Origin of the sequence: Pelomonas candidula, assembly GCF_043555985.1 — a bacterium.
GTDB lineage: Bacteria > Pseudomonadota > Gammaproteobacteria > Burkholderiales > Burkholderiaceae_C > Pelomonas > Pelomonas candidula.
This window is the reverse complement of record NZ_JBIGIC010000004.1, coordinates 107,090-125,146: the sequence shown is the minus strand read 5'-3', so window position 1 is coordinate 125,146 and position 18,057 is coordinate 107,090. Positions and strand designations below refer to the sequence as shown.

Here is an 18,057-nt window from a genome sequence, read left to right as displayed (position 1 = left end):
GATGCGCGCCGCCGCTGCCGCCGTGCTCCTGGGTCTGCTGGCCACCGGCTGCGGCGGTGGTGGTGGCGGAGGCTCGGCCACCGCGACGCCCACCACGCCGCCCACCGCGTCACTCGCCACACCCGACATCAGCTGGCCCGACCCCGCCGCCATCGGCTGGGGCACCGCGCTCAGCGCGGCGCAGCTGAACGCGAAGTCCGGCGTGGCCGGCAGCTTTGCCTACTCGCCGGCGGCAGGCAGCAAGCCCGAGGTGGGCACGCAGACGCTGACCGTCACCTTCACGCCGCAGGACGGCAGCCGCTACGCCACCACGACGGCCACGCGCACGCTGCGCATCGACAAGGCGGCCCCCGCCGTGCGGTGGGACACGCCGGCCGCCGTGGCCCAGGGCGCCACGCTGACGCCCGCGCTGCTCGGCACGGCGCCGCGCGCGCTGTACGGTGTGCAGGGCACGGCCGATGCCGCGTCGTTCCAGACCGCCGACGGCCGCACGCTGGCCGCCGCCACGGCGAGCGCCGGCAGCGTCGTGCTGCAGGCCCGCTTCATGCCGCAGGACTCGGCGCACTACCAGCCGGCCTGGGTCAGCACACTGTTGACCGTGAAGCCCGCGGCTACGCCCGCCAGCATCGACTTCACGGCCACGCGGCAGGTCATCGACGGCTTCGGCGGCTCGGCGGCCTGGTACTACACGACGATGAGCCAGACCCGGCTCGACACGCTCTTCGGCACGCAGCTGCCCGACAGCCTGGGGCTCAGCATCCTGCGGCTGCGCATCGCGCCGGCCGCGTGGAACGCCACCACGCAGACGGCCGACACCAGCGCCTGGACAGCCGAACTCGCCAACGGCACCGCGGCCCAGGCGCGCGGCGCGCGGGTGTTCTCGTCCAGCTGGTCACCGCCGGCCAGCCTGAAGATCGTCAACGCCGACCGCACCGACCCGCTCTGGAGCGGCCGGCTGGACCCGGCCCAGTACGGCGCCTACGCGCAATACCTGAACGCCTACATCCGCTACGCGGCGACGCGTGGCGTGAACCTGGCAGCCATCTCACCGCAGAACGAGCCGGACTGGGACCCCACCAACTACGAGTCCTGCCTGTGGAACGCCGACGAGCTGAAGGCCTGGCTGGGCACCTACGGCGCAGCGGCGGTGGCCGGCACGTCGACGCGGCTGATCGCCCCCGAGTCGCTGAACTTCTCGCCGACGACGACCGAGGCGCTGCTGGCCGACGACAAGGCGGCGCAGAACATCGCCATCATCGGCGGCCACCTCTACGGCGGCGTGCCGCAGTTCAGCGCGGAAGCCGCCCGCCAGGGCAAGGCAGTCTGGATGACCGAGCACTTCCTGGACTCGGTCAACAAGTCCAGTACCGGCACGGCGTGGACCACCAGCATCGACGACGCGCTCGCCATCGCCCGCGAGATCCACGACGGCATGACGCTGGGCCAGTACAACGCCTACGTGCACTGGTGGCTGGTCAACTCCGACGACAACAAGCCCACCGGGCTCGTCGACAACGCCAACAAGCCCAACCATTTCGGCCTCGGGCTCAAGCACTTCGCCTACTTCGTGCGGCCCGGCTTCACGCGCGTGGACGCCACCGCGCAGCCGCTGGACGGCGTCAGCCTGTCGGCCTACGGCGGCACCGGCGGTCAGGCGGTCATCGTGCTCATCAACGACGGCAGCGTCGACCGCACGCTGTCCGTCGCCGTGGCCGGCCGCAGCCCTGCCGCCTGGACGCCCTATCGCACCTCCGCCACAGAGAGCTTCGCGAAGCTCACGAACCTTGCCGCCAGCGCCGGCAGCTTCAGCGTGACGCTGCCCGCGAAGAGCATCACGACGGTCGTCAACACGGACACCCCATGACGCGCCTGCTCCCGCCACTGACCGCGCTGGCCGCCTCACTGCTGCTGGGCAGCGCCCTTGCCGCCGGGCCGGCCCCGGGCAGCAACCCGCTGCTGCGCGACGTCTTCACCGCCGACCCGGCGCCGCTGGTGGACGGCGACACCGTCTACCTCTACGTGGGCCATGACGAAGCCAGGGGCAAGGACATGTTCCGCATGAACGAGTGGCTGGCCTACTCGTCGCGCGACATGAAGACCTGGACCGCACACGGCCCCATGCTCAGGCCCACCGACTTCAAGTGGGCCGTGGCCGATGCCTGGGCCGCCCAGGTCGTCAAGCGCAACGGCAAGTACTACTTCTATGTCACCGTCCAGCACGACGACAGCCACCCCGGCAAGGCCATCGGCGTCGCGGTCGGCGACCACCCGCTGGGCCCGTTCAGGGACGCCCGCGGCTCGGCGCTCATCACCGACGCCACGACGCCCGCGCCCTACGGCTGGAACGACATCGACCCCACGGTCTTCGTCGACGACGACGGCACCGCGTGGCTGGCCTGGGGCAACCCGGTGCTCTACCTCGCGCGGCTCAAGCCCAACATGATCGAGCTGGACGGCGCCATCGAGAAGATCGCGCTGCCCAACTACACGGAGGGCCCGTGGATCTCCAAGCGCCACGGGATCTACTACATGACCTACGCCGCGCTGGCGCACCAGGGCTTCAACGAGCACCTGGCCTACGCGACGGCGCCCAGCATGCGCGGCCCGTGGACCTACCGCGGCCTGCTGACCGGCCCGGCGAAGAACAGCTACACCATCCACCCCGGCATCGTGGACGACTTCAAGGGCGGCTCCTACCTCATCGCCCACAACGCCGCGCTGACGCTGCCCGACGGCCAGACCGGCGCCCTGGGCCGCCGCTCGGTGACCATCGAACACCTGCTCTACCGGCCCGACGGCAGCATGCAACCCGTCGTGCAGACCGAGGCCGGCATCAGCCAGCCACCGCCCGCGCTGACACCCGCGCCACCGCCCGTCGACCACGGCCGCAGCGACGAACGCCTGCGCGTCGTGCAGTTCGAGCAGGGCTATCCGCAGGCCTGGCCGGGCCGGCCGGCGCTCGCGTCCGTCACGTCCCCGTTCGACGAGGCGCCCGATCCCATCGGCTTCAACCACACCGGCGGCATCAGCCGCATCACACAGACCTTCACGCCAACGGCCGACCTCACGCTGGGCCGCATCAGCCTGTACGCCGGCGACGGCCAGGGCACGCAGCCGGGCCAGCCGCTGCGCCTGGCGCTGCTGGACCTGGGCACGAACGGCTCAGGCCCCGGCGCGAGCCTACTAGGCGGCGATGACGGCCTGGCCCTCGCGTACGAACCGCAGGGCCCGGGACTGCTGCACATCGACCTCGTCGGCGGCCCGCCGGTGCTGCTGAAGGCAGGCCGGCGCTACGCGCTGGAGCTGCGCGCCGCGAAGGGCGCCGCAGCGATCTACGCCCGCGTCAGCCGCCGCGACGTCTACGCCGGCGGCGAAGCGCTGGTGGACGGCCGGCCACTGCTGGACAAGGCCGGCAAGCCGGTCGACCTGGGCTTCGCGCTGTACGCCCGCGAGCCTTGACGCGCGCTGGATGACGGCTACGACGCCGTCAACGGAGCCCGCGGCCGGCGGATTCAGCCGCACGCGACGCGCCTGGAATGCAAGGAGCGTCGCTGTTCAAAGTTCTCACCGAACAACCGTCAGCTCAACGTGTTTTATCGGTCATTGTGAGCCCGAAGACGTCGTGGTCAACAGCTGCATCGGAAGCAGTAGTAGTTCACGCCTAACGCCTCTTCCTCGCGGCCGGGACCTTGCGTGCAGACAAGAATCTTCAACACCGTTTCTCTCTAAGCCACTGGCTGCGCACTGCATGAGCGTTATTCGCTGGATCTGGAACGCGACCGTCGTGGTGCTGACCTTCGCACTCTTCCTTTTCGTGGGCCTGTTCGTCGCCAGCATCATCAGCATCGACTCGGTCTGGATGCCGCCCGCGGCGGCTGTCTTTGCGTTCCTGATGTGCCTGAAATGCTGCGTCAGCAAGCCGGCGCAGGCCCGGCGCTCCGCTGCGAGGCGGTCTGCCACCGGCACGGCGCATCGGAGCAATGGCACCGCCACGGACGATGGCCACGCCACCGGTATTGGTGCCTTCGGTGGCATGGCGGCCGGCGTCGGTGTCGGCGCGGCCGTGGCTAGCTTCTCGGCCTTTTCCGACGACACCGGCCTGTCCCCCCACGCAAGCTTCGGCGATCCCCTCGAGGGCTCAAGCGCCCCGTCGTTCACCTCGATCAATCCGGCCACCGGTCTGCCGATGATCGACGACAGCGGCGTGGGGTTCGACGTCGGCGGCAACCTTTACGGCACTTCCAGCGCCACCGACTCGTTCAGCAGCGACAGCTTCGGCAGCTCGATGGACTTCGGCTCGGCAAGCTACGACTCGGGCAGTTCCTCCGGCTCGTTCAGCTCCGATCCCTGGTAAGGGGTTCAAGTCGACATGAGGCACACGCCCTGTCGCGCCATCACGCACGATTGCGTTTCAAGAAGAAGGACCGCCCTTGACCACCTCCGCCGAGATCCTCGACCGAATCCGCAACATCAAGGCCGACACCGCTGGCGTGATGGAAGTGAGCCGCTGGGTTGAATGGGTACTGATGCACCGCTTCGACGCCCAGGGAACGGGCATCCATTCGCGCGTGACGAGCGTGGAGCATCGGCTTCCCGCCGATCTGTTGTCGGACCTGCGCTATCTCGGCTCGGTACGCAACGACTTCGCGCACAACCCGCTGGCCGAGGTTCGTTCGCCGGAGCGCTACACGCGCACGTCGCAGGCTGTGCTGCGCCGTCTGCTGGAAATGCCGCCGCACACCAACCAGTCGGCGACGACGCGCACGGCTGCAGCGGCCGAACCGGCAAGTGGACGCTCTCGCGGATTCGTCGCACTGGTGGCTGGCGCCTGCCTGCTCCTCTTCGTGGCGATCCAGTGGCCTCGGCTGATGGCCGCTGCCAGCGATGAGCTGAACCGGCTACCCGGCCCCCGCGAGGCTGCCGAAGCTCAGGATGCCCAACCCACTGCGCCCGTCGACGCGCCAAGCGTCCAGCCGCCGGCACCACCGACACGCCAAACCCATGCAACACGAATGCCCAAGCCCGCTGCCCAGGCCCGCGCCGAGACACGGGAACTGCCTGCATCCGCGCCGACCGTACAGGCGGAACCGGGCGACGCTGAAGTGACGCTTGAACAACTGCGCGCGCTGAAGAGCCGCCTGTAGGCCCCAAGGCCCTCATCCGTTCCCATCCCACCCACCACCTCGCACCTCTGCCATGACTATGCTGTCCCGCCGTCACATTGCCTGTGGCGTTATTGCCGCCGCCACGTTGCACGCCGCGGCCTTCGCCGCGCCCGCAGCCGTGCGACCGGATCGACTGACGCTTTTCGGTGTCGACATGGCCGACGCCACGGTCAGCCAGTTCCAGGCTGCGGCCAAAGCCGCCGGCGCGAAGAGCAAGGGCCGCAAGGGAACCGTCGAGACGTTCAACGTGTCTTCGCTCGGCATTCCGGCCGTGACCGAGATGACGGCCACCTACGTCGGTGATCGCGTCATGGCTGCGCAATATGACGTCGACTATCAGAACGAGCAACTGCGCAAGATGCTGCAGACAAAGTACGGCACGCCCGTCGTCACCCAGAGCCCGTTTGGCCACGGCGAGTTCACGGAGCAGTACATCTCCGACGGCACCTACAGCTGGAACTTTCCCGCCGGCATGCAGGTCGTCTTCAAGAAGCCTTTCTCCGGCTCAACGACGCTGACCTACCTGAACGCCGACCTGCTCAAGACCGTGGAGACCAACGTGAAGGGGCGAGCCGACCGCGAAGCGTCGGACAAGGCGAAGGAAAAGACCAACGTGTTCTGACGCGCAGCCTCGGCCATCCTGCCGCGTCAAAGCAGCAGCGAGACCTTCTCTGACGTCGTCATTGCTTGGTAGGCCACGCTCTTTGGCACATGCGCCCCTCCCCCTCCAACCATGGCGCTCGGCCGGCCACGTGCACGGTCTACCTACGGAGGAGGGTCTCAACCGCTTCAGCGTCGCTATCGGGATGACTCGCCCCGGAATCCTCAGACAGCTGCGCCGTCTCAGGCAGGCTGCCACGAGGTCACCATTTAAGGGGCCGATGGCGACTGGCCGCTAGCTTTCTGCAGCCACGGCTCGCACCGCAACCGCTCCACCCCAACGGCAGTCAATACAACCGCACCGCCGAGTCGAAATGCCAGGTCCGGCGGATCTCGACGACGTCGTAGTCGCGCAGCAGTGCCGGCGGGAAGGCCGGGTAGTTCTCCTGGCTCTGCACGACGCGGCGGATGGCGTCGTCCACGGCTGGCACGCCGCTGGAGCGCACGAAGGTGATGGTCTCGACCGAGCCGTTGCTGCGCACGGCCACGGTGACGATGGCGTCGGCGTGCGGCGGCTTCACGGCATCGCGCACGAGGTCGAACGCGGCCGGGTTCATCTCGATCTTGCGCGACCAGACTTCGCCGTAAGCCGCCAGCTCGGGGTTCGCGTCCGTGCGTCCGAACAGGCGGCCGCGGCGCGCAGGCGTCCAGTCCGGGCGCTGGCGGTCGGCGTCACGGGAGGCATCGCGCTGGGCGTCGCGCCGCGCAGCCTCTTCGTCGAGCTGGCGGCCGATGGCGCGCTTGCGGGCCTCGCGCTGCTCCTCCTCGGCACGGGCCTGCGCCTGGATGGCCGCGAGCCTGGCGGCCTCGATGCGGCCGGCCTCCAGCCGCGCGGCCTCCTTGCGAGACGCTTCCAGTCGACCGGCTTCCTGCCGTGCCGCTTCCTGGCGGGCTGCCTCCTGGCGCGCGGACTCCTGCCGCGCAGCTTCCTGCCTGGCGGCGGCCTGCCGGGCCGCCTCCTGACGCTCGGCGTCCACGCGCGCCGCTTCGAGTTGCCGGGCGCGCTGCTGCGCGTCCTGGCGGGCCGCGTCGAGCTGGGCCAGCTCGGTGGCCCGCGAGCCGTCCGTCGTCACGCGCAACGCATCGCTGGCACGGCGCAGCTGCTGCACGGCGTTGCTGGGCCTGCTGCCAAACGCGCCGACGACGGCGGCCGGCTTGGCGTCCAGCGGCGCCAGTTCGGCGACGGGCGTCCTGTCGGTGGCCGCGCGCACCACGTCGCTGCTGCGGCGCAGCCGCTCAACGGCTGGGCTCGACGCACCGCCGAAGGCACCGACGGCCGCGGCCGTCGTGCTGTCCAGCTGCGCCAGCTCGGCGACGGTGCCCTTGCCGGTCGCCACGCGCAGCGCCTCGCCGCCTCGGCTCAGCCGCTCCACGGCGGGGCCGGACGCGCCGCCGAAGGCACCGACGGCGGCTGCCGCCTTCGTGTCGATCTGCGTCAGCTCGGCGGCCCGCTCGCGGGCCTCGCGGTCACCGGTGGGACGCAGGCTGTCGGCGCTGCGGCGCAGCGTCTCCACGTCGGGCGCAGAGGCCGCGGACATCGCCGCAATGACGGCCGTCGGCACGGACGACGCCGCGGGCACGGCCCACGCGGCCGGCCTGTCGACGGCCAGCAAGGCCGCGCCGCTGACGGGCGGCGCCAGCTCGTCCAGCTTCTCAGCGGGCGGCAGCGTCTTCAGGTCGGCTTCGGCGGGCTGCGGATCGGCGGAAGCAGGCACCGGCCTGGGCGGCGGCGCCTCGGTGGCATCGGCCGGCGGCGGCTCCAGCACGACGCGCAGGTCGGGCGCCTCGGCGCCGCGCAGCGGCCATGGCACGCCGAAGCCCCCGAAGCCAAATGTCAGGCACAGCAGCAGCGTGTGGGCGAGCAGCGAGAACAGCAGCGCGCGGGTCAGGCGCGAGCGGGGTCTGGCGCGCACCGCACCGCCGGCGGCGCTCATGCGCACCGTGCGCCTCCCTGCTTCCCACCGACGTCCTCAACCCTCATCGGGCCATTGTCCCTGGAGGTGAAGCCTCAAACGGCAGCGACCGCCCACGCCTTCAAGGGGGCAGTCGCGCCGAGAAACGCGGTCAGGTCGAGCGATGTTCGGTGCTGGCGGCAGGCCCGTTCGTTGCCGGGCGACCTGCCATCGACCCCCGCTCGACGACGAACCCCAGCAGGATCAGCACCATGCCCACGACGAAGTAGGCGACGTAGAGCGGCATCGGCAGATCGGGCATCGTGATGTTGGAACCCGGCGTGGCCGAGATCGCCTTGATCGACGACTCGAAGACGTACAGGTAATGGCTGTAGCTCAGCAGTGGCGCCAGCACCGCGGCCAGGCCCGACACGATCAGCGCGAACGAGAATTTCAAGATCCGACTCCGGCTTCAGGAAGGCAGCGGCGCAATGTAGCCTTCGGGGCGGCGGCGCAAGCCGGTGCGGATTCACCAGGCCTTGAAGCGCCCCGTCACGTGCAGCATCGCCATGAACTGCAGCAGTCCGTCGTAGTAGCGCCACTGGCCGCCGGGCGGGTCCAGCTTCCAGAGATCGTTGACGAAGCGCTCCGCCAGCGGCTTCTCTACCAGCAACGCCGCGACGGCGTTGCTGGCCATCAGGCCCTTGCTGGGCTCGGCATTCAGCGGCTTGCCGTCCACCGTGTAGAGATGCGGGTAGGGCTGGGTCTTCTGGCCGGCGAAGAAGGTCAGCAGCTTGTTGCTGAGGCCGGCCGCGGCGGGGTTCTTGCCCCACCAGGCCTGGTCGACGCTCCAATTCACCGCCGTGCGGAAGGCGTCGTAGCGGAAGTCCTCGTGGCCCTCGAGCACCTTGGGCCGGCCGTCGAATTCGGCGTAGTCGGGCGTCAGGCCGGTCTTCGGGTGGGCGGCTTTGTTGAAGTAGGCGCGGCTGATGTCGGCGATCTCGCTCCAGCGGCGGCGGTCCTGCGGCGCGGCGGCGCGGCGCGCCCAGAGTTCATAGAAGGCCGGCAGGTGGTAGGACGGGTCGCTGAAGTCGGCGGCGTTGCCCACCGGTACGAAAACGACCTGGCCATGCTGGGGCGAGAAGATGGGCCGCGCGCCGTCCCGGCCGTCGACCGACGGCTTGTGCAGCATGGCCGTCAGCAGCGCCTGGGCCTGCGCGTTGTAGTCGTAGAGGCCCTGGCCGTTGCCCCAGCGTGATGCAGCCATCAGCAGGGCCGTGGCGAAATACTCCTCGCCGTCGGACGCGGGCACGGCGTCCTTGGCGCAGCCGGCGGGCTGGCACTGCCAGCGGAAGTAGCCGGCGCGCGGCCCGGTGGCGTAGCGCATGTGCGTGGCTGCCCAGTTCCAGATCGCGTCGAACTCGGCCTTGCGGCCCATCTGCACGGCCACCATCATCCCGTAGGACATGCCTTCGCTGCGCACGTCGGCGTTGCCCACGTCCAGCACGTAGCTGGCCGGGCCATCCGGCGTCGCGGCGGCGGGGAAGACGATGCGGTGATCGGCATCGCCCTCGAACAGCGAGCGCCAGTAGCCGGCGAGCCTGGCGTCGATGTCGGCCTCGGAGATGTCGGGGCGGATCTCGCGCAACAGGTTGCGGTAGGCCACCGGCATCGACGCCGCGGCGGCCGGCGGCGGCGGGGTGGCAGGGGCGTCCGCGGCCAGCGCACAGCCGCAGGCCAGCAGGAGGATCGACGGCAGGGCCGTCCAGCGACGAAGGTTCATGGCAGGTTGCTGCCCGGCTCAGCCGCCGGGTGTCAGGGTGAGGACGATGCGCCGGTAGCGGGACAGCGCCGGGCTGCCCTTGTCGGTGACGCGCAGGATGATGTGGGCCGTCTCGGTCTGGCTGACCGCCGGCACCTGGAAGCGGATGCGCGCCAGGTTCTCGGTGCCGAGCACGAGAGGGGTCCGGCCGCTGCCGGCTTCCGGGTAGTGGAACCACAGGAAGCTCAGGCTGTCGCCGTCGGGGTCGCTGCTGGCGCTGGCGTCCAGCGTGACCCAGCTGCCGCCCGGCACGGTAAGCCGGTCGGGCTGCGCGAGACGCACCTCGGGCGGGTGGTTGGCCTGCGCCACCGGCAGCGTGGTCCAGCCGATGCGCGCCGCGAAGTCGTTCTGGAAATCATCGCGCCAGCGCCAGAGCGTCACCTTGGCATCCTCGAAGACCTGCTCGGACGGCTTCACGGCACGGCCGAAATCGGCCGCGACGAACGGGCGGTAGCGGTCTTTCGCGTTGGTCCAGATCGGCCGGGTCTCGGCCTCCACGGGCACGCCGCCATTGAAGCCCTGCGGGTCGGTGTCTTCCAGGCGCGGCGTGTAGTTTTCATAGCGCCCGCCCCAACCGCCCCAGTCGGGGTGCTCGGGTGCGTTCAGGCCGTTGGGAATGAGGCCGAGGAAGCTGGGCGTGTCGCCCTCCATGCCGTAGGCGACATCCGGGTAGGCGGCGCCGAGCGGGCCGTGGCCCTGCTGGATGTTCTGAGCCAGCCAGGCGTTGCCGACGCGGTGGTTGTCGATGCCGGGCACCACCTGGTTGATCGCGCCCCAGACCGCATTGCCGTAGCCGCCCGGGCTGACGATGTAGAACAGCCCGGGGAAGCGGCGGCGCAGCCAGGCGCCGCTGTCGTCCTGGTCGGAAATGGTGTGGACACGCAGCGTGGCGACGGCGCGCGCGAGGGCCGCCGCATCGCCCTTCTCGGAAAGCCTCCACAGCGCCTGTGCCAGCGTGTTGGCACCGCCCCAGACGGCCACCCATAGCGGCCGCGGGTCGGGGCTGGCGAGCTGCTGCAGGATGAGGTCGGAGCCGGGCGTGTCATGCCCCTCACCCACCGCCGCCATGCCGTAGGCAGGCTGGCCGCCGCGCACGAGGGCGCGCAGCGCCGCCGCGTCGGGATAGGCCTTGTCGTGCTGGCGAAGCCGGGGCAGCACCTGGGCATAGCGGTCGATGACGCGCTCGATGGACGCCGGGTGGATGCTGTCCTTCATGTGCACCGACGTGGTGGCGACCAGGCCGCGCAGGTCGATGTCGTTGGCGTACAGCAGCAGCCGCACCAGGGACTGGGTGTCGTCCGGCTCGTTCTCGATGTCGGTCAGCACGACCAGGCGCACCCGCTCGCGGGCCGGCGCTTCGGCCGACCACGCGGGCGCCGCCCAACTCGCCATGCACATCAAAGCCAGCCAGGCCATCGCGCGGCCAAGGTTCATGATCCGGCGTCCTCAGTTCGGCTGCGCGGCACGCGGCGGCGCCACGGTGGCGGTGGTCACCGGCGCCACCACGAGCGCCTGCACCACGGCGTTGTCGTCGAGGCGCCAGAGCTTCACGACGTGGCGGCCGGGCTGGATGCCCGGGAAGCGCGCGTACAGCAGGAAGCGGTTGTCGATGACGGCACGCGCCCAGTCCTTCTCCTCGCGACGATTCTCGGCGCCGGCGGTGGGCTGCAGGTTCAGGCGCAACTCCTGGGGCGGCAGATCGTCCAGGCCGACGGCCAGGCGGATGCCGCCACCGTTGCGGGTGTCCAGCGCGGGCGTCATGACGACCGCGACGCTGGTCTCGCCGCCGCGCGACAGGTCCACGTCGTACTCCAGCCGCACGCCGTCGGCCAGCGTGGTGGCGGGACGGCCCTGGGGCAGCGCCGTCACGGCGCCCAGGCCTTGGCCCAGATGCGGAATCGACGCCCAGGTGAGCCCCGCGCCCGGGATCGCGCGGCTGAACTGCGGCGCCTCGAGCTTCACGACACCGTCGCCCGCGGGCGGCGTGCTGCGGTCGAGTTGCTGCAGCACCGCGGCGGCCTCGGGCGTCGCCCCCGGCACGCGCTGCACCTTGGGCATGACGTTCCTGTCCGGTTGCTGCCAGCTCGTGTAGCCGATGTGGGTCTGCAGCATCATGCCGGCCCACTTGCCGTTGGCGATGGCGTGGTACTGGTCGGCAATGGCCTGGTCACGCGCGAACGCGGCCTCGGCGCGGTCGGCGAAGACGTTGGCGCGCGGGTCGTTGGCGCGGGCCAGCTGGCGGTTCCACGCCACCGCCTCGTACAGGCGGTAGAGGTTGGCCAGCGCCAGCACCGGGTGCTCGACGAGCTGGAAGTAGGCGTCGAGCTGCTCGGGCCGCAGGCGGGCCTTGACCTGCGCGACGCGGGCCTCCAGCGCGTCCCACTCGGCCACCCGGCGGCCGAACTCACCGCCGGACAGGCGCTCCGCCGTGGCGGTGCCGAGCGCGAAGCTGCGTTCGTCCACCAGCTCCGGCTTGCGGCGCGCCGCGTACTGGCTGTAGCGCGTGACGATGTCGCCGATCTCGGCCGCCTGGTCCGCGCCGAAGGTCTGCGCCGCCCAGTCCTTCGGGTAGGCCGCCAGCGCCGCCGGCGTCATGCGCTCGGGCTGCCAGGCCATGTCGAGGAAGAAGCTGATCGGGAACTCCATCGGCTTGATGTCGCCGACGTTGACGATCCACAGCGCGTCGGCGCCGCGGCGGTGTGCAAGGTCCATCTGCTGCCAGGTCTTCTCGATCTGGTTGGTGTTGATCCACTTGTAGTTGCGCGGCCCGCCGACGTAGTCGAAGTGGTAGTAGATGCCGTAGCCGCCAGGGCGCTTGGCCCCCGGCTCGGGCAGGCGGCGGATCTGGCCCCAGTTGTCGTCGCAGAACAGCAGCAGCACGTCGTCGGGCACCTTCATGCCCTTGTCGTAGTAGTCCTGCACTTCCTTGTAGAGCGCCCACATCTGCGGCGTCTTCTCGGCAGGCTGCTTGGTCACATCGGCAATGATCTGGCGCTGGTCCTTGACGATGCCTTCCAGCAGCGCCGTGGCCGTGCCTTCGCTCATCGGCTCGTCGCCGTCGCCGCGCATGCCCACGGTGATGAGGGTGTCGAAGGCACTGCCGTCGGGCCGGCCCATGTTGCGCTGCATGCCGCCGCGCCAGAACTCGCGCAGCTTGTCGGCGTTCTTCGCGTAGTCCCACGCACCGCCCTTGAAGCGCGCCCACTCATCGTGCGCCCGCGTCATGGGCTCGTGGTGCGACGTGCCCATGACAATGCCCATCTCGTCGGCCAGCACCTTGGCCTTGGGGTCGTCGGCGTTGAAGGCGCGCGGCGGCCACATCGCCGGCCACAGGTAGTTGGCCTTCAGGCGCAGCAGCAGCTCGAAGACATGCTCGTACATGCCCGCATTGGCGCCGCCGAAATGGGCCTGCGCCCAGGTGCTGAGCGCCGGCGCCTCGTCGTTGATGAAGATGCCGCGGTACTTGACCACGGGCTGGTCGCCGCGTGCACCGGCGGTGACGAACACGTCTGACCGCTTCGCCACCGGCACGTCCGCCCACCAGTGCCAGGGGCTGACGCCGATGCGTGCCGACAGGTCGTAGGCGCCGAACACCGCGCCGCGCCGGTCCGAGCCGACGATGACCAGCGCACGGTCGACGTTGGCGAACGGCTGGTCGACGACGACCTGGCGGTAGGCCTCCCACTGCCCTGTCAGGTCGGCAGGCTTGAGCTTGCCGGCGGCCACGAGTTGATCGACCAGGGGGCTGCGGCCCAGCTCACCGATGACGACGACCTCGCGCGGCGCACCGGCCACGCTGGCCAACTGCGGCGCCGCGCGGCCGGCCACCCGGCCCAGATCGGACGCCAGGCTGCGGCCGACGTGCTTCAGCGCCGGGTCAGCCCCCGCCTCGACGATGACGGCGGCCGGCTGGCCGGCGCGCACAAGGCCGAAACTGCCGGCCGCGTCGCGCGCGCAGACGGAGGCCGGCGTGTCACAGGCCAGCGCACCCGCACTGACGAACGCCAACCCCAGGGCCAGCAGGTGGAACCGGGACAGCAACGGCCGCCCGCCGGCACAGGGAATCAAGGTCATGACATCAAAATGGTTGCGCGATCATTTTCAGTCTATCCATATATAGTCAGACGACTTCCCCTGGGAAACCACTAAGTTTGGTGTCCGAACCAATACTTATGATAGCGATACCAATTTGAATATCCATCCTCAAAGCAAGATGTCGCTGTCCCGCCGCTCCGTCGCGCGAGCGCTGGCCCTGGGGGCCGGCAGCACCCTGCTCGGCGGCTGCGCGACAGCGCCGGCCGGCGAGCCCACGCTGGATCAGTTGGCGCGGGCCAAGGGCCTGCGCTTCGGCAGCACGCTGGGCAGCCTGGGCCGCACGTCACGCTTCCACGACCTGCCGTACCGCGAGCTCACCGGCCGCGAGTGCAGCGTGCTCGTTCCCGAGAACGAGACCAAGTGGCAGCAGCTGCGGCCCGACCCGACGCAGCCCTACCACTTCGCACCGGCCGACGAGATGTTCACCTGGGCCGAGGCGCGCGGCATGGCGCTGCGCGGCCACTGCCTGTTGTGGCTGGAGCCCAAGTGGCTGCCGGCCTGGGTCAACGCGCTGAACTACGGCGCCGGCGACGGAGAAGCCGCGCGCCAGGTGCTGGCCGAGCACATCCGCACCACCTGCGGCCACTTCGGCGACCGCATCGAGAGCTGGGACGTCGTCAACGAGGCCGTCACGCCCGAGACCGGGGAGCTGCGCCGCAACGTCTTCAGCGCCCCTCTCGGCGGCGTGGAACAGATCGACCTCGCCTTTCGCCTCGCCCGCGAGGCCGCGCCCAAGGCCCAACTGGTCTACAACGACTACATGAGCTGGGGCGCCGGCGACGCCATGCACCGCGCCGGTGTGCTCAAGTTGCTGACCGAGTTGAAGCGCCGCGGCACGCCGGTGCAGGCGCTGGGCATCCAGGGCCATATCTCGACGTATAAAAAGCCCGGCACGCCGGAAGACGCGCCCGGCCAGCAAGCCGTCGGCTGGCGCCGCTTCCTCGACGACGTGATGGCGCTGGACCTGGACCTGCTCATCACCGAGTTCGACGTCAATGACAAAGGCATGCCCGACGATATCGCCCAGCGCGACGCCGCCGTGGCCGCCGCTGCGCGAGACTGGCTGGACGTGACACTGACCTCCCGGCGCCTGCACCGCTTCCTGTGCTGGGGCCTGGCGGATCAACACAGCTGGCTGCAACAGTTCGACCCGCGCCCGGACAAGGCCCTGAAGCGCGTGCTGCCCTACGACAACCACTTCAACCCAAAACCCCTGCGAACCGCCATCGCCGACGCCCTGCGCGCGATGCCCGCCCGCTGACCGACCGTTCCCGATGACCACCCTCACCGACAGTTCCCCCGAGCAGATCCGCGCCGCCTGCCAGGCCGCGGCCGATGCCGCGCCCGGCTGGGCCACGGCGCCCATCGCACGCCGCGTCACGCTGCTGAACGCGCTGGCCGACGCGCTGCAGTCCGCCCGCGACGGCCTCGTCACTTTGGCCGATGAAGAAACCCACCTCGGCACCGCACGCCTGAACGGCGAGCTGGACCGCACCGCCTTCCAGCTGCGCGGCTTCGCGCAGCAGCTCGAAGCCGGCCGCGCCCAGCCCATGCAGGACGACCCGGCCGTGGCCGGCGCGCCACCCGCCGGCCGCCCCCGCCTCACGCGCGTGGCCGTGCCCGTCGGCCCGGTCGCGATGTTCGCGGCCAGCAACTTTCCATTCGCGTTCAGCGTGCTGGGCGGCGACACCGCGTCGGCGCTAGCCGCCGGCTGCACCGTCGTCATCAAGGCCCACCCAGGCCACCCGCAGCTGTCGCGCGCCGTGTTCGAGCTGGCCGCAGCCTGCGTCGCCGCGCAGGGCCTGCCCGCCGGCGTGCTGCAGATGGTGGAAGGCGCGGGCATCCCCGTCGGCGTGGCGCTGGTGCGCGACCCGGCCATCGCCGCCGGCGCGTTCACCGGCAGCGTGCGCGGCGGCGTGGCGCTGTGGAAGGAAGCCAATGCCCGCCCACGGCCCATCCCGTTCTACGGCGAGCTGGGCTCCATCAACCCGGTCGTCGCGCTGCCCGAGGCGCTGGCCGCCAACGGCGCCGCACTGGCCACGCAGCTGGCCGGCAGCATCACGGTGGGCTGCGGCCAGTTCTGCACCAGCCCCGGCGTCGTCGTCGTGCGTGACGACGAGGCCAGCCGCGCCTTCGTCAAGCACCTGGCCGAGAGCCTGGCCGCAGCCAGTCCGCACGCGATGCTGAACGCAGGCATCCGTGCCGGCTTCAACGCGGGCGTGGCCCGCCTGCACGGCCGCACCGGCGTCAAGTCGCTGCTGGCGCTGCCCGCACGCGAGGCCGCACCGGGCGCCCATCTCTTCGTCACCGATGCGGCCAGCTTCCTGGCCGACGAGGTGCTGCGCGAGGAGGTGTTCGGTCCCAGCTGCGTTGTCGTCACCGTGCGTGACATGGATGAGACGCTGCAGGTGCTGCACGCCATCGAAGGCTGCCTGACCGCCACGCTGTGGGGCGCCAACGCCGACACGCCCGACAACCGCCGCCTCGTGCGCGCCGCCCAGGCCATCGCCGGCCGCGTGCTGTTCGCCGGCGTGCCGACCGGCGTGGCCGTCACGGCCGCCCAGCAGCACGGCGGCCCCTGGCCGTCGACGACGAACGCCCTCACCACCAGCGTCGGCTACGCCGCGATGGAGCGCTTCCTGCGCCCCGTCGCGTTGCAGGACGCGCCGGCCTGGCTGATCGACGCGCGGGGGCAGGCATGAAGAAAGCAGAAGACCTGCGCAGCGCGCGCTGGTTCGCCAAGGACGACTTCCGCTCCTTCGGCCACCGCAGCCGTGTTTTGCAGATGGGCTACGCCGCCGAGGACTTCATCGGCAAGCCGGTCATCGCCATCGTCAACACCTGGAGCGATGCCAACCAGTGCCACACCCACTTCAAGCAGCGCGTGGAGGACGTCAAGCGCGGCATCCTGCAGATGGGAGGTTGGCCGCTGGAGCTGCCAGCCATCTCGCTGTCCGAGAGCATGGTCAAGCCGACCTCCATGCTCTATCGCAACTTCCTCGCGATGGAGACCGAGGAGCTGCTGCGCAGCCATCCGGTCGACGGCGCGGTGCTGATGGGCGGCTGCGACAAGACCACGCCGGGCCTGCTGATGGGCGCCATCAGCATGGGCCTGCCGCTGATCTACCTGCCCGCCGGCCCGATGCTGCGCGGCAACTGGCGCGGCAATGTGCTGGGCTCGGGGTCGGACGCCTTCAAGTACTGGGACGAGCGCCGCGCCGGGCGGCTGTCTGACCAGGCCTGGGCCGAGATGGAAGCCGGCATCGCGCGCAGCCACGGCACCTGCATGACGATGGGCACGGCCGCCACGATGATGGGCATTGCCGAGGCTCTGGGCGTCACACTGCCGGGCGCTTCGAGCATTCCGGCGCCCGACGCCAACCACATCCGCATGTCCGCCGAGTGCGGCCGCCGCATCGTGCAGATGGTGTGGGACGACCTGACGCCGGCCAAGCTCTTCAGCAAGGGCAGCTTCCAGAACGCCATCAACGTCGCGATGGCCATGGGCTGCAGCACCAACGCCATCATCCACCTCGTCGCCATCAGCCGCCGCGCCAACCTCGCCGTCACGCTGGACGACTTCGACGCGGCCAGCCGCCACGTCGGCGTCATCGCCAACATCCGGCCCAGCGGCGACCACTACCTGATGGAAGACTTCTTCTACGCTGGCGGCCTGCCGGCGATGATGAACGTCATGCGCGACAAGCTCGACCTCACCGCGCTGACCGTCAACGGCAAGACGGTGGCCGAGAACATCGATGGCGCCGAGGTCTTCAACAGCGACGTCATCCGCCCGCTGGACAACCCGATCTACGCCGAAGGGGCCCTCGCCGTGCTGCGCGGCAACCTGGCGCCCGACGGCGTCGTCATCAAGCCCAGCGCCGTCGCGCCGCACCTGCTGAAGCACACCGGCCGCGCGCTGGTGTTCGACGACTACCCGAGCCTGAAGGCCGCCGTGGACGACCCGGACCTGGACGTCACCGGCGACGACATCCTCGTGCTGCGCAACGCCGGGCCCAAGGGCGCCGGCATGCCCGAGTGGGGCATGCTGCCCATCCCGACCAAGCTGCTGAAGCTTGGCGTGAAGGACATGCTGCGCCTGTCCGACGCGCGCATGAGCGGCACCAGCTACGGCGGTTGCCTGCTGCACTGCTCGCCTGAGGCCTTCGTCGGCGGCCCGCTGGCGCTGGTGAAGACCGGCGACCGCATCACCGTCGATGTGCCGGCCCGCAGCATCCACCTCGAAGTCAGCGACGAGGAGCTGGCCGCCCGCCGCACCGCCTGGACGCCGCCGCCCGCGCGCTACGAGCGCGGCTACGGCTGGATGTTCGGCCGCCACATCCTGCAGGCCCACGAAGGCTGCGACTTCGACTTCCTCGAAACCCAGTTCGGCGCCCCGGTGCCCGAACCCGTCATCTACTGA

Annotated in this window: 13 protein-coding genes; 8 read left to right on the top strand and 5 right to left on the bottom strand. The window is 70.4% G+C overall.

What is annotated here, in order from left to right; all coding sequences use genetic code 11:
* Nucleotide 1: 1 nt before the first annotated feature.
* From ACG04R_RS09360 to ACG04R_RS09340, 5 genes are all read left to right on the top strand, one after another.
* A complete protein-coding gene (locus tag ACG04R_RS09360; RefSeq protein WP_394408629.1) occupies nt 2-1,864 on the top strand; it encodes a glycoside hydrolase family 30 beta sandwich domain-containing protein in 1,863 nt (620 codons plus the stop codon).
* The gene (locus ACG04R_RS09355) at nt 1,861-3,459 is read left to right on the top strand and encodes a glycoside hydrolase family 43 protein (protein WP_394408626.1); all 1,599 of its coding nucleotides are present in this window, start codon (nt 1,861-1,863) and stop codon (nt 3,457-3,459) included. Before ACG04R_RS09360 ends, ACG04R_RS09355 begins: the two co-directional genes overlap by 4 nt.
* 325 nt (nt 3,460-3,784) lie before the next feature.
* Nucleotides 3,785-4,354: a hypothetical protein gene (locus ACG04R_RS09350; RefSeq protein ID WP_394408623.1), complete on the top strand. Its 570-nt coding sequence runs from the start codon at nt 3,785-3,787 to the stop codon at nt 4,352-4,354.
* A 76-nt stretch (nt 4,355-4,430) separates the two neighbouring features.
* Nucleotides 4,431-5,144: a hypothetical protein gene (locus tag ACG04R_RS09345; RefSeq protein ID WP_394408620.1), complete on the top strand. Its 714-nt coding sequence runs from the start codon at nt 4,431-4,433 to the stop codon at nt 5,142-5,144.
* A 52-nt stretch (nt 5,145-5,196) separates the two neighbouring features.
* Entirely contained in the window at nt 5,197-5,787 is a 591-nt protein-coding gene (locus ACG04R_RS09340) for a hypothetical protein (protein ID WP_394408617.1), read from the top strand.
* A 325-nt stretch (nt 5,788-6,112) separates the two neighbouring features.
* Here the strand turns inward: ACG04R_RS09340 and ACG04R_RS09335 are convergent, their stop codons facing one another.
* From ACG04R_RS09335 to ACG04R_RS09315, 5 genes are all read right to left on the bottom strand, one after another.
* Nucleotides 6,113-7,759, bottom strand: coding sequence for a TonB C-terminal domain-containing protein (locus ACG04R_RS09335; RefSeq protein ID WP_394409599.1), 1,647 nt, complete (start codon nt 7,757-7,759; stop codon nt 6,113-6,115).
* 130 nt (nt 7,760-7,889) lie between these two features.
* Nucleotides 7,890-8,174: a hypothetical protein gene (locus ACG04R_RS09330; protein ID WP_394408614.1), complete on the bottom strand. Its 285-nt coding sequence runs from the start codon at nt 8,172-8,174 to the stop codon at nt 7,890-7,892.
* A 72-nt stretch (nt 8,175-8,246) separates the two neighbouring features.
* Complete coding sequence (locus ACG04R_RS09325; protein WP_394408611.1) at nt 8,247-9,500, bottom strand: family 8 glycosyl hydrolase; 1,254 nt, start codon at nt 9,498-9,500, stop codon at nt 8,247-8,249.
* An 18-nt stretch (nt 9,501-9,518) separates the two neighbouring features.
* Nucleotides 9,519-10,973 carry a DUF1593 domain-containing protein gene (locus tag ACG04R_RS09320; protein ID WP_394408608.1) on the bottom strand — a complete coding sequence of 485 codons (1,455 nt, stop codon included), beginning with the start codon at nt 10,971-10,973 and terminating at the stop codon, nt 9,519-9,521.
* 12 nt (nt 10,974-10,985) lie between these two features.
* Nucleotides 10,986-13,613, bottom strand: a complete 2,628-nt coding sequence (locus ACG04R_RS09315) for a glycosyl hydrolase 115 family protein (protein ID WP_394408606.1) — start codon at nt 13,611-13,613, stop codon at nt 10,986-10,988.
* Nucleotides 13,614-13,752: 139 nt separating this feature from the next.
* On the opposite strand from ACG04R_RS09315, the gene ACG04R_RS09310 reads away from it, so the two are divergent.
* From ACG04R_RS09310 to araD, 3 genes are read left to right on the top strand one after another with little or no spacing between them, the layout of a single operon-like run.
* Complete coding sequence (locus tag ACG04R_RS09310; RefSeq protein ID WP_394408604.1) at nt 13,753-14,895, top strand: endo-1,4-beta-xylanase; 1,143 nt, start codon at nt 13,753-13,755, stop codon at nt 14,893-14,895.
* A gap of 13 nt (nt 14,896-14,908) precedes the next feature.
* Nucleotides 14,909-16,336, top strand: a complete 1,428-nt coding sequence (locus tag ACG04R_RS09305; protein ID WP_394408601.1) for an aldehyde dehydrogenase (NADP(+)) — start codon at nt 14,909-14,911, stop codon at nt 16,334-16,336.
* On the top strand, nt 16,333-18,057 hold the full coding sequence (araD, locus tag ACG04R_RS09300; protein ID WP_394408598.1) for an L-arabinonate dehydratase: 1,725 nt from the start codon (nt 16,333-16,335) through the stop codon (nt 18,055-18,057). Before ACG04R_RS09305 ends, araD begins: the two co-directional genes overlap by 4 nt.